The 12174-nt window shown below is 45.6% G+C and carries 9 protein-coding genes; 4 read left to right on the top strand and 5 right to left on the bottom strand.

Translation table 11 applies throughout. The annotated features are described in order from the left end of the window. Positions 1–35 precede the first annotated feature (35 nt). The 3 genes from ACTRXF_RS07465 to ACTRXF_RS07455 form a co-directional block, all read right to left on the bottom strand. Entirely contained in the window at positions 36–2339 is a 2304-nt protein-coding gene (locus ACTRXF_RS07465; RefSeq protein ID WP_474278506.1) for an EAL domain-containing protein, read from the bottom strand. A 106-nt stretch (positions 2340–2445) separates the two neighbouring features. Next, the gene (locus ACTRXF_RS07460; RefSeq protein WP_474278504.1) at positions 2446–3045 is read right to left on the bottom strand and encodes a transglutaminase-like domain-containing protein; all 600 of its coding nucleotides are present in this window, start codon (positions 3043–3045) and stop codon (positions 2446–2448) included. An 89-nt stretch (positions 3046–3134) separates the two neighbouring features. Continuing rightward, entirely contained in the window at positions 3135–4526 is a 1392-nt protein-coding gene (locus ACTRXF_RS07455; protein ID WP_474278502.1) for an NCS1 family transporter, read from the bottom strand. A gap of 305 nt (positions 4527–4831) precedes the next feature. Between ACTRXF_RS07455 and ACTRXF_RS07450 the strand changes: the two genes are divergently transcribed. Both ACTRXF_RS07450 and ACTRXF_RS07445 read left to right on the top strand, forming a co-directional pair. Beyond that, positions 4832–5599, top strand: a complete 768-nt coding sequence (locus ACTRXF_RS07450; RefSeq protein ID WP_474278499.1) for an SDR family NAD(P)-dependent oxidoreductase — start codon at positions 4832–4834, stop codon at positions 5597–5599. 111 nt (positions 5600–5710) lie between these two features. Continuing rightward, on the top strand, positions 5711–6286 hold the full coding sequence (locus ACTRXF_RS07445; RefSeq protein WP_474278497.1) for a UbiX family flavin prenyltransferase: 576 nt from the start codon (positions 5711–5713) through the stop codon (positions 6284–6286). A 66-nt stretch (positions 6287–6352) separates the two neighbouring features. Here ACTRXF_RS07445 and ACTRXF_RS07440 read toward each other — a convergent pair whose 3' ends face one another. Next, positions 6353–7147 (bottom strand): PhzF family phenazine biosynthesis protein, encoded by a 795-nt coding sequence (locus tag ACTRXF_RS07440; protein ID WP_474278495.1) that lies wholly within the window; start codon positions 7145–7147, stop codon positions 6353–6355. Positions 7148–7343: 196 nt separating this feature from the next. Between ACTRXF_RS07440 and ACTRXF_RS07435 the strand changes: the two genes are divergently transcribed. Then, on the top strand, positions 7344–8837 hold the full coding sequence (locus tag ACTRXF_RS07435; RefSeq protein WP_474278493.1) for a UDP-N-acetylmuramoyl-L-alanyl-D-glutamate--2,6-diaminopimelate ligase: 1494 nt from the start codon (positions 7344–7346) through the stop codon (positions 8835–8837). A gap of 307 nt (positions 8838–9144) precedes the next feature. After that, a complete protein-coding gene (locus ACTRXF_RS07430; protein WP_474278491.1) occupies positions 9145–10362 on the top strand; it encodes an AraC family transcriptional regulator in 1218 nt (405 codons plus the stop codon). 61 nt (positions 10363–10423) lie between these two features. Here the strand turns inward: ACTRXF_RS07430 and ACTRXF_RS07425 are convergent, their stop codons facing one another. Continuing rightward, positions 10424–12121, bottom strand: coding sequence for a hypothetical protein (locus ACTRXF_RS07425; protein WP_474278490.1), 1698 nt, complete (start codon positions 12119–12121; stop codon positions 10424–10426). Positions 12122–12174: the final 53 nt, after the last annotated feature.

Below are 12174 nucleotides of genomic sequence, written 5' to 3'. Positions count from 1 at the left end.
ATTCAATAAACATTGAACGGCTTTTTAATCTTATTTCAAAAACGCTGGAATGCCGTTTTCTCCCTCAATATTCTTTCTATTCCTTTCGCCAGCAGGGGTTCACTGAAACAGAAGCCCTGAATATCAGTCCCGCTGACCTTCTCTACAAAATCAAGCTGTTCAGGAGTCTCTATCCCCTCTGTAATCACCTCAATGCTTAATTCATTGAATATCTGGTACAACCCTGTGAGCAGGCTGGTATCAAACGGCTCCCCAGGTACACGCTGCACAAAGCTGCGATCAATTTTTATCCCATCCAGCGGAAGATCTTTCAGGCTGTACAGCGTAGAAGTTCCGACTCCGAAATCATCCAGCACAACACGCACGGAGCGTGCTTTAAGCGCCTGAATAAAATACAAAACATCCTCCTCATAAAAAGCCGCTTCCCCCTCCGTAATTTCTATCGCCAGAGACGCCGGCGCCACGTCGAATTCCGTCAGGGCTTTGTCCAGATGCTCCAGAAAATAATCCGTGCGCCTGAGCTGCACCTTGGAAAAGTTTACAGCGACCTGCAGCTCCGAAAACCCCTGGCTGTGCCACTCTTTCAACTGCTTCAGGCTTTCCCGGAGCACCCACACTCCTGCTTCATGGATACCCCCTGTATCTTCCAGCAGAGGGATAAAAAGCCCGGGAAGAATAGTCCCTTTTTCCGGGTGCTTCCAGCGAAGCAGTGCCTCTACCCCGCGAACCCGGTGTGTTTGTGCCTCGTAAACCGGCTGGTATACTATAAACAATTGTTCTCTGTCCAAAGCCCCGGCGATGTCATTTTTCAGCTCTGCTGTGTAATGATAGCTGCTTTCTTCCGGTAAGTCCCCGTAGAAAACAAATGTGCTTTTCCCGTTTGCCTTTGCTTCATACATTGCGATATCTGCCCTTTTTAACAATACAGCCAAATTTTCCCCGTCTTCGGGCGAAAGGCTCACACCGATACTTGCCGTGACACCCGCTTTGAAATGACCCAACAGATATTCTTCATTTAACACCTGTGACACCCGCCCCACTTCTTCCACCAATAAATCCTTCTGCCCATATCCGGTGACGGCGACAAACTCATCGCCTCCGACCCGGGATAGGATAACTTCCTGGGAGGCAAAGCACTTCCTCATCCTCTCAGCCACCTGTTTCAGCAGCGCATCTCCTGCTTCGTGCCCCCACGTATCGTTTACAGCTTTAAACCCATCCAGATCAAAAAACAGTAAAGCTTTTGGTCCTTCATGTTTGCTCGCGTAGCGGGGAAATTCCTGATACAGATGAAAGCGGTTGGACATCCCTGTAAGCTGATCATAGTAAGCCATTTCGAGTACCTTCCCGTGCGTCGCTTCCAGACTTGCAAGCATGACATTGATCGATTTCTCCAGCTGGCCGACCTCTAGATTCTTTCGCAGGTCCAGAGACACTCTTGTAGACAAATCATCATTAAACTGGATAGTTTTCATCTGTCCTGCAAGCGCGCTAACAGGCCTCGTAACGAAATACTTGAAGAGATAAAGAAGGAGCGCGCAAAGTAAGAGAAGTCCTCCGGCCAAATACAAAACTAGTTCATTTAAGCTGTCTTTTTTCTCATTATAGAAAAAACGGTCGCCTACCACAGTTAACGGAAAGCTGTTCTGTTCATCTATCCCTTCTACATCCACTCCAGCTGCAAGCTGGCTGTTGCCGGAGGGTTGCACAGACGTATGATAACTTTCTGCATTCAATTCCAGGTTCATGGACAGCGTTTCTGCCACCGAGGCAACGTACGCCTCGTTCAGAATTCTGCCCATTATTAAATATCCGGCCGGCTCCCCGCTTTCATCGCTCCGTAGTATTTCGTGATACGCCATCATCACCGCCTGACCATCCGCGTTCTGAAAAAACTTACCTGACGGGCTATCGCCTGCCTGAATACGTTCAGCAGCTTCTACAATAAAATCGTCCGAAATACCGAGCTCCCGGTCATTTTCAAAATCAAATCCGCGAGCATATACGACGTTATCTTGGTTATCAAGGTAAACCATGTATTGAATTTCATTATTGGAAAACGTTTCATCCATCAGATTATTGGCTTCATAGCTTTTCAACTGCTTCCCGACAAAACTGTAGGTATCGTCCCACACCGCCCAGTCCCTGTTAAGCAACTGCAAATCCTTTTCTCCGAGACGAATAAAATTTTCCACTCTTTCGATATTTTCTTCAATCGCATGTCGATCAAAGCTGTCTGCTTCCTCCAGCACCACAGGACGGATAAATAAGTAGAAACAGAAAGCGCATAAAACGGCAAAGATGCCAATCACCACGAATGTTTGTGTTTGTATTTTCATCAGCGCCACCCATTTCAATCCTTAATACTCTTTTTATCGGAGAATTTGGAGAAAGGTGAACACTGGAAGCATGACTAATGTACAGATACTGCAAGTATTTGAATTCTTATAGGAGTGGCAGCGATTCCGGAAGCGCGTACCGATACATATACACCGGGTCCTCGTGACGGTCCAGGATACTCAGAAGCTCTGCCGGCGGCTCCGTGTATATTCCCGGGTAATCCTGCTCGTCCTTTGCCTCCTCCACGTTAAAGGCCAACTGTTCTTTATCGGTAAAAAATTGTGCGTCAATGCCGGGCTTATTGCCCCTTGCGTCCAGCCGCACCCATCTGTCTTCTTCGTGAAGATAGACGGCATTTAAAGCATGAATGCAGTAGCCGTCTGACGATTCTTCGAAGAGAGTTAGCCGCTGGTAGCAGAAGCCGCATGGTATCCCTTCCGAGCGGAGAAGCGCCGCCAGCAGATGAGACTTGGACCAGCAGAGCCCCTCGCGGTATTTCAGCACCTCCGAGGCTCTCCGGGTAACTGTTTTACCCTGAATATCCCACGAATGGCTGACTTTATCACGCACAAATAAGTAGGCAGCTTCTATCTTTTCTTTTTCATTCATTTCCGGAAAAAACAATTCCGCCGCTTTCTGCTGAATACTTTCCGCCGCGTAATCGATGTCATAGGTTTCCTGTAAAAATTCTATAAGTTGCACCATCGCCCTGCCTCCCTTTATGTATAATTATACTAAATAAAGAATTTAAATACAAAAAGAACAGGCAGCTGCCTGTTCTTCATTTCTTCTTATTATTGCTTTATCCACTGGGGCTCCGGTTTTTCGTTCATTGTCTCTTCTTCAATGAAGCTTTGATTCATGCCCTCCTGGACATAGGGTTCGTGCCCTGCAATCCAGTATTTCATTAATACAGTATAAAGAAGCAGTGCCGGCAGGCCGCCGATAAACCATGAGCCGTCAATATTAATAAAGGAAACGGCAGTACCAACAACAATGGATATAATAGCTGCGGGATTCCATCCTTTAAAAGCCTGGAACAGCTTGCTTTGTTCGTACAGCGCTGCTACGTTATAATTCCGTTTATGCACGAAAAAGAAGTCTGCAATCATTACACCGAATACCGGCCCCAAAAAGGCGGAAACAATGGCAATGAAGGTTGTAAAATATGCAGCATTCATCAGCCACCACGGGCATGTGAACGTAGCGAGTATACCAATGATGATGCATGACTTCGCCCAGGAAATTTTAAAAAGGTCCATTGCTACTAGCGCCGGTGGCATAATGTTAGCCATCAAGTTCGTCGTCACCTGGGCTATCGCAATAAAAATCAGTACGATAATGCTTGCCACGGTAGAAGGAATATATTCGGAAATAACATCAATCGGGTTCCAAATTCCAACCGCAGCCGCTCCGAGCATGCCAATAAATGGAAGCAGAATGCTCGGCGGCACCATACCAACCAGATGAGCATTAATATAGGTGGATGTTTTTGTCTTTTTCGGGACGTATCTTGTGTAGTCTGACACGTTAATCAGAAGGGCTGCAAACTGTCCCACCAATACGGTCATTGCAAGCCAGAGCGGAATGCCCCAGGATCCGTCCACATTCGCGGCTGCCTGCACCTCAAATCCAAACGTCGTTAAAAACAGGAAAATTAAGTAGATGATACCGCCCATTATGATGACAGAACCGATAATTTCCACCCATTTGATGGATTCAATACCTTTAGCCGAAAGAAAAATCTGCAGGGCCTGAAAGCCAAAAAACCACACCCATACATTTTCAAAGCCTATAAAGCTCGAGGCAATCTGATTCAAAGCCTGCGCCCCGAGCCATGTCTGTATCCCGAACCAGAACAAAGCCGGAATACTCCGTAAGAGAGCGGGGATTCTAGAGCCAATCGGTCCAAAGGACGAACGAAGCTGAACAACCATCGGAATACCGTGCTTCCATCCTACATATCCATTTAATGAAAACAACAGAGCGGCCATAATATTTGCGAGAAGCAGTGCCGCGCCCGCCTGGTAAAGGTTCAGGTCACCAAACGGCGGAATCAGGCTCGAACCGAGCATGAATGTACCGATCATGATGGTATCCCCCCACCACATCGCCACATAAGCCTTCGGCCCAAGGATTCTTTCTTTCTCACTAGTAATTGGTCCCAGATCCTGCCGTGCCTGCATGATATTTTCCTCCTAAATAAAAAACGAACGTTTCATATTTAATGTATTCATTCATTCGTTTAATGATTAATTATATTTTATCGGAGAAATATGCACCGGATCATTGTTTATCATCACACAAATTTATTATTTTCTCTGTGCATTATTGCTAAAAACAGCGGATTTATTCCATTTGAAATGTAAATTTTCTTACATTGTAAAAATTTAGTCATTTGTTTTGATTTTTGGAAACGTTTTCATTATAATGCAGGTATATCTTCTTACTTCATTACCGAACGTACTTTGATACTATTAGGAGGTTTTCGATGCTAGAGGGTAAAACAGCTTTAATTACAGGCGGCGCCGGCGGTATTGGCAAAGAGACAGCTCAGCTGTTTCTCGATAATGGAGCGGATGTCGTTCTTGTGGATGTGAACGAAGAAGCTTTAACAAATGCTAAAAACGATTTAACGAGCGGAGAAAAAACAGTCACTGTTATCCAGGCCGATGTAACAAAGGAAGAGGACGTCGAAAACTATGTCAGGCAGGCAGCAGAAGCATTCGGGAAAATAGACATTTTCTTTAATAATGCTGGCATTAACGGCCCAGTTGCACCAATTAAAGATTTGGAGAAGGACCAATTTGACTTGATCATGAATATAAACACGACCGGTATTTTCCTTGGGCTGAAGCATATGATACGTCACATGGAAAAACAGCAATATGGCGTGATCATTAACACTGCTTCCAATGCCGCCTATATCGGATCAGCAGGCATGGCCGGGTATATTGCCTCCAAACATGCTGTAGCCGGTTTGACAAAAACCGCCGCTCTGGAAGCAGCTTCGGCAAATATCCGGGTGAATGCTGTGGCACCAGCGGCTATCGACACGCAGATGCTCACCAGCATTCAACAAAATCTTTCGCCGGATGATCCGGAACAGGCGGCGGCTGCAATTCGTCAAGGAATACCCGCCGAACGCTTTGGCACGCCAAAGGAAGTAGCAGAAGTCGTACTTTTTCTTGCTTCCGACAGGGCATCCTTCGTTACCGGGTCATTGTATAACGTTGACGGAGGCATGCAGGCCGATTAATTTGTTACACCCTACTAGTTTCCTCTTTCATGCGCGTTCGCTCTCAATCATGATACAATCAAACGAGCGAACAAGGTCTTCATACGGCCTTCATGAAGGAGGTTCTTTTTTTTGAAATTAATTATTGGCATAACCGGCGCCACGGGGGCCATTTTTGGCATCCGTCTGCTCGAAATATTAAAATCCACCGACATTGAAACCCACCTGATTTTATCCTCCTGGGCAAAGGCTACTATTCCACTTGAAACTTCGTACACAACGTCCCAGGTAGAGGCGATTGCAGACGTTTCGTATTCCTCAAAGGATCAGGCCGCACGCATATCAAGCGGCTCCTTTCGTACCGAAGGCATGATTATTGCTCCTTGCAGCATGAAAACGACTGCCTCCATCCGTCACGGCTTTGCGGATAACCTTATTGCCCGCGCAGCCGACGTGGTTTTAAAAGAGCGCAAGCACCTGCTTTTAATGACCCGGGAAACGCCTCTTAACACCATTCACCTGGAAAACATGCTCGCCCTTTCCAAGCTCGGCGTAACCATTGCTCCACCGATGCCTGCTTTTTACAATCAGCCGGCAGATATCAATGAACTTGTCGACCATATTGCTTACCGCACGCTCGACCAGTTCGGCATTCATATGGAAGAAGCTGATCGCTGGGAAGGCATGCCTTCATCAAAACATAAATAGAAGCGGACGCCTACTAATGCCGGGCGCCCGCTTCTATTTCACAGATAAGATCCCTTTCAAGCTTTATCATGCCAGCCAGTCGCCCTTCATAACAGTGACTGCCCGTCCGCCGATGTGACAGCGGCTGCGGTGCATTTCCACCTCTACAATACCTTCCCGCTTACTGACCTGTTTGGCCGTGAAGTTCTGCTTTGCCATACGTTTTGCCCAGTACGGACCAAGTGCACAATGCGCCGAGCCTGTTACCGGATCTTCATCCACCCCAATGGCTGGGAAAAAGCAGCGTGACACAAAATCGATTCCCTCTTCTTCTGATAGAGAAGTAACTAAACATCCGCGCGTCGTATGCTGGGCTAATGCTTTCATATCCGGCACGAGGTCCCGGAGCGTCTGTTCGGAATCGACTTCTACAATAACATCCATCCGGTTTTGCTCCACCGCAGGTGCCTCTACCCCGAGAGCCTCAAGCAGTCCTTCATTTAAAGGCGCAGGCTCCGGCGGCTCTGACGGAAAGTCGAGCCAGATGGTTCCCTCCTTTTGAAAGGCAGCCAAAGGTCCGCTCGCGCTTTGAAACGTAATCGTCCCCGTTTCCGGAATCTTTTCTTCTTCCCACAGCACGTGCGCTGAGGCAAGCGTCGCATGACCACACAAATCCACTTCAGCGGACGGGGTAAACCAGCGTATTCCGTATTCACTTTCTCCTCTTTTAACCAGAAATGCGGTCTCAGAAAGATTCATTTCTGCAGCTGTCTGCTGCATCCATGCCTCAGACTTTTGGTCCGTTTCTTCCAGCAGGCATACGCCTGCCGGATTTCCATAAAAAGCTTTACTCGTAAAAGCATCCACCGTGTATATTTTCATTCTTTTTTCTCCTTTATGCTTTTGATTCTGCCTGTATTGTAGCACGTGAGCCCTTTCTTTAGGAGTTTATACACTTAAAGGAAAACATGTATTTAGGAAACAAGGATTAATTCTCCATTTGATAGGGAATGGGGTATCACACATACTTCCTGCCCCGGTAGTTGTGACTACAAGCAGAAAGGAGAAATACAACTAAATGAAATGGATATGGAAAAAAGATACTTCTCTGCCTTTTCAGGACGTTTTCGGCCCAACTGAATCGACAATTACTCATGTCACTTATGATTCCCGGAAAGTCCAGGAAAATGGCTGCTTTGTCTCGATACCGGGCAAAAACATGGACGGCCACACGTTTATTCCGGATGCTGTCCGCAACGGTGCATCCACCATCGTAGGAAGCGACCGCGATACACTCACCCATTATGCTGCTTCATTTCCAGCCGTCACCTTCGTTCTCGTGGAGGACAGTAAAACGGCGATGGCTGACTATGCAGCGCATCTGCACCACCACATTCACAAAAAAATGAACCTTTTCGGCGTAACAGGGACCAACGGAAAAACGACTGTTACGGCTTATATACGGTCAATGCTGAACAATTTAGGAGAGCCTGCGGGCATTATAGGAACAGCTGGAGTATGGTCCAAAAATAATAAGCAATCATTTAAGCCCACCACCCCGACGACACCGGAAGCGGCCGATCTGCATGATATTTTCGCTTCCTTTTATGAAGAAGGGACACGCACAGTAGCAATGGAGGCGACCTCTATTGCCATTGATTTAAAGCGTCTGCACGGCCTCGAATTCGAGGTGGGCGTTCACACTAATCTCGTATCTGAGCATATGGAGTTTCACGGCACGATGGAGAACTATAAACAGGCAAAATTAAAATTATTCAGGCAGTCCCGCCAGGCCGTGGTGAATCTTGATGATGATGGTATGGCCGAGGACATTTTAAACATGTTCGACGGCCCGGTCTGGACATACGGCATCCGGCGCTCTGCAGATATTATGGCCAGCAATATCCGCACGGATACAGGCGGATCAAGCTTTCTGCTGACGGTACAGGGGCGCTCCTACTTAGCAAGGGCTCCGGTGTTTGGTGAATATAATATTTCCAATACCCTGGCTGCGGTAGGTTCGTGTCTCGCTGCCGGCTATTCGGTATCCGAAATTCTGTGCTCGCTTCCAGATATTCAGGGTGCGGAAGGGCGTTTCCAGATTGTCTCCGATTATCCAGGAAAGCAGATTATCCTCGATTACGCCCATACGCCTGACGCATTGGAGCTGGTGGTGGAAACAGTTAAAAGCCTCCCTCATAAAAGGCTTATCCTCATGATTACCGGAATCGGCCTCCGGGACCCGGCCAAACGTCCGAAAATGGCAGCGGCTGTAGAGGGAAAAGCAGATCATATCATCGTTTCTGTCGATCACCCCGGCCCATACAACCGCCAGCGCATTGTCGATGACGTTGCTTCTGGTTTTAGCGATCCCGGTGCAGAAAATATATACAAAAGAAAACACCGGGAGGACGGCATTCATAAGGCTCTCTCGCTGGCGGAAAACGGCGACCTTATCGTCATTACCGGTCTCGGCTTTGGTGGCTACCAGGTCATTAACGATCAGCATGTTCCTTACGATGAACTCGAAGTGATTGACTCTTATTTTCAGGAAAACCGGCAATTATCATAAATAATCTATAAAATGACCAGGAAAGTAATATACTTTTCTGGTCATTCCTTCATAACAATTGTATATTTTATCCATAAATAGAAATTGATTACTTAATACCACTTTGCTATAATTCAATTATATAAGAAAAAGAGCCTACATATACCCCAATAATATACAGGCTCCTTTTCCTCTCTGTCTTTTCTTGATTAATAAGTCTTGTGTTCATTCTATTATGTATAACAGAAAAAACTTTCACTTTCTTAACATTTTTTTCGTTATATTCATACAGTTTGGATGATTAAGCGGCACAGGGAGGAATGAAGGTATGGAAATTTCGAAAGACAAGAGGGACAGAATTATTCATCAGCTTACACTTTTTTATCATACTACGGGGCTTCCCGCTTCTTTTGCCTTTGCTGATGGCTATTTATATCACAGCGTCCCCACTGTTGAAGCAAGCGACAAGCCGTGTTTGTACAAAGCAGTAACGCAGACTGCAGTGTGGGCCTCTTTTCATGCGGACAAAAGCTTTCTCTTTCATGAGGATGAATACCACCGCTGTTATTTGATTGCCACCCAGATTTCTTTTACTGGAGGCTTCATCATTATAGGCCCGTTTGTTACAGAAGAATTTTCTTCCCATTCTGTACGAAACCTATTAATTAAGCACCAGCTTCCTATGGAGCAGGAAACAGAGTGGCGCCGGCACCTTTCTTCTCTTCCTAAAAGAAACAGCCAGCAGATTAATTATTTAATGGAAAGTTTGTCTCTCTCACTTACTGTTTCTCCAACAAATGTTTCTTCACTAGAAAAGCAGGAAGAAGAATGGCAGCCTCCTTTAGATAGTTCAGAATTTTTTGAAGAGGAGCTGTCGGTACATTATCCTTACGAACTGGAGCGGGAATTCCTTTATCATTTAAAAAAGGGGGATGAACGTGCTTTTACACTGTTAACTGAATTTGATTCATATTCTCCTTACAGATTGGGAACCAGCACGAGCCGGGCAAATAAAAATTCGTTAATTATTCTAGTTTCCCTGTTGGTGCGTGCCTCCATTGAAGCTGGAGCGGAAGCCTGTAAAATGATGAAAACTGGTGAGCGGATCGTTCAGGAAGTTGAAAGCGGCGCCCGTTTACACTCCTCCTACACGCTTAAAGAAGAAACCATCGATATTGTTTCTATCTTTTTACGTGAAATTAAAGATGTGCTGGCTAACTCCTATTCACCGGTAGTAAGACAGATTATCAGCTACATCGAAATGAATATTTGCGAAAATGTTACTTTAAATGACATTGCCGAACAATGTGGTCGCCACCCTAATTACATTTCGGGCCTGTTTAAAAAAGAGACCGGACAGACCTTACAGGAGTATCTGCTGAATGAACGTATTAAACGGGCCAAATATTTTCTCGCCCATTCCGATCATTCTCTCATAGATGTCTCCCACTACAGCGGGTTTCAAAGCCAAAGTTACTTTGCCTATCAATTTAAAAAATGGACGGGGACAACTCCCCGCAGCTACCGCAATAAGTATCAGGGGTAACCCGCCACTGACGCTCTTGCATGAAAAAACGATCCTTGGGTGAAGGATCGTTTTTTATTCCTTATACTTTCATTAAGCCACTAGGAACATACTGCTCCGCATAGTTTAAGTATCCGGAAATGTTATGCTCAATGTCATCGATCCGCACCCGGAAGGAATGATGGCGGATAAAGAAGGCTCCAAGAATGGCTTCCGGCTTCCGGAAATACATCGCAATCTCCGGATAGAAAAAACCATTTAATTGATGTACTGCCCGACGTTCAATAGTTTGATATACTTTTTCTTCATCAAACCCTTCAAGCAGATACTCCTTCCCCTGCGCTTTCATGTTTTCTATCATTTGATAGCTTGCCATTAACAGCTCCAGAAAGGTTGGATAAGCCGTAATGCGGTGATAGATAAAGTCCAGCTTTTTTTCTACGTTTTTCAGTCCGAACTGATAATATTTATCTTCCGGCCTGTATTTGGTCAGTTCATTCGTACAATAGCTTAACCAGTGGTCGTGATGCTTCCAGTGACGGTTTTCAATAAAATAATCAAATGCCCGGACGACTGTCTGAATCCAAAGTTCATCAGGGTCAAGGGCGTACAGGCGCATGAGTGCAAAAGCAGCCTCGCCGTCATAATAAACGATACGAAAACGTTCTTTCTCTAACAGATCATCGCCGTGCAGCACGTGTATAAACTGGCCGCTCTCCAATTGCATTTCACATATTCCCCTGGCCAGACATCTCGCTTCTTCCATATACGTGTCATTATCGCAGACCGAGCTGTATTTCGTGATCGCAAGTATGGCAGCAGCATTCGCTCCGAGCTTAATTTCTTCATGGTTTTCTTTGTCTACGACGTACAGACATTTTTCTCTCCGGCTGGTTTCGCCTGTAACAGTAGCTTCACGCAGCATATAACGAAGTGCCCGCTCGCAGCTGAGCTTTAAATCGTGATCTTTTGTATACGAATACGCTTCAAGCATCGAATACAGTGTGCTACAGTGACGAAGAATATTATACCACTTAATTTCCTTGTGGAAGCCGGCAAAATAACCATAGACAAATCGTCCGTTCCGTTTCACCTGCTGCTGTAAAAAACGGGAGGCTTGCGAAACAACATCGAGTGCCGTTTCCTGGTCTACATAATCTATCTTTCTTCTTCCATTGTCGACCCCGCCGCTTTCAAGCTCATACATTTTCTCTTCATTCGAGTCGTAAAAACAGCTGATGGTGTCAAACAGGATTATATTACGCATATGGTTGGGGCGGATCGGATATCGTTGACCGCGATAATTTTTAGCATAGAGATTTAAGTTTTTAATATTCCATTCGTCAGCGCTTCCTCTTTCTGTCTGGTGAAGAAAACCGTTCGCATGAATTTCCTGTTCCAGAAACGCAAGGCGAAATTGATCATCAAAGGAGATGCCTTTGCGCAAATAGTTTTTTTTGGTCTCAGCAGAAAGATCGAGCAGTTGGTTCCATGTACAGCGTTCCAGACGGATAGGCACGTCCACCTTCATCCATTCAATATTCTGCTGCTTTAAGACACTCATCCCTTTTTGATGAACTTTTTTTAAAGCGGTCTCCAGTGTATTTCCATGTAAGGGATATACGCGCGCCCGCTGTTTTCGATGACCCAAAGTTAAAAATAAAGGAATAGAAGCTTCGGTTTCGTAAAAAGAATTATGTGTTTCCTGAATGAAGGTTTCCTGCTTCGAAAGATACGTTCTTATATCCTGCATGGCCTGCTTCCATTGTTCTTTATTCATCGAAAGCTCCCCCTCTTGACGTTAAGTATAGAAAGGAAAGCCCCCTAAAACGT

It is taken from the genome of Marinococcus sp. LNHM3E3-2.2, from assembly GCF_056034385.1.
This window is presented reverse-complemented; position numbering and strand designations above follow the sequence as displayed.

What these genes read in the sequence shown, in the direction of transcription:
- ACTRXF_RS07455 (WP_474278502.1), bottom strand. Translation starts at nt 4,526, where the DNA reads ATGCAGGCACGGCAGGATCTGGGACCAATTACTAGTGAGAAAGAAAGA.
- ACTRXF_RS07460 (WP_474278504.1), bottom strand. Translation starts at nt 3,045, where the DNA reads ATGGTGCAACTTATAGAATTTTTACAGGAAACCTATGACATCGATTAC.
- ACTRXF_RS07450 (WP_474278499.1), top strand. Translation starts at nt 4,832, where the DNA reads ATGCTAGAGGGTAAAACAGCTTTAATTACAGGCGGCGCCGGCGGTATT.
- ACTRXF_RS07440 (WP_474278495.1), bottom strand. Translation starts at nt 7,147, where the DNA reads ATGAAAATATACACGGTGGATGCTTTTACGAGTAAAGCTTTTTATGGA.
- ACTRXF_RS07425 (WP_474278490.1), bottom strand. Translation starts at nt 12,121, where the DNA reads ATGAATAAAGAACAATGGAAGCAGGCCATGCAGGATATAAGAACGTAT.
- ACTRXF_RS07430 (WP_474278491.1), top strand. Translation starts at nt 9,145, where the DNA reads ATGGAAATTTCGAAAGACAAGAGGGACAGAATTATTCATCAGCTTACA.
- ACTRXF_RS07435 (WP_474278493.1), top strand. Translation starts at nt 7,344, where the DNA reads ATGAAATGGATATGGAAAAAAGATACTTCTCTGCCTTTTCAGGACGTT.
- ACTRXF_RS07465 (WP_474278506.1), bottom strand. Translation starts at nt 2,339, where the DNA reads ATGAAAATACAAACACAAACATTCGTGGTGATTGGCATCTTTGCCGTT.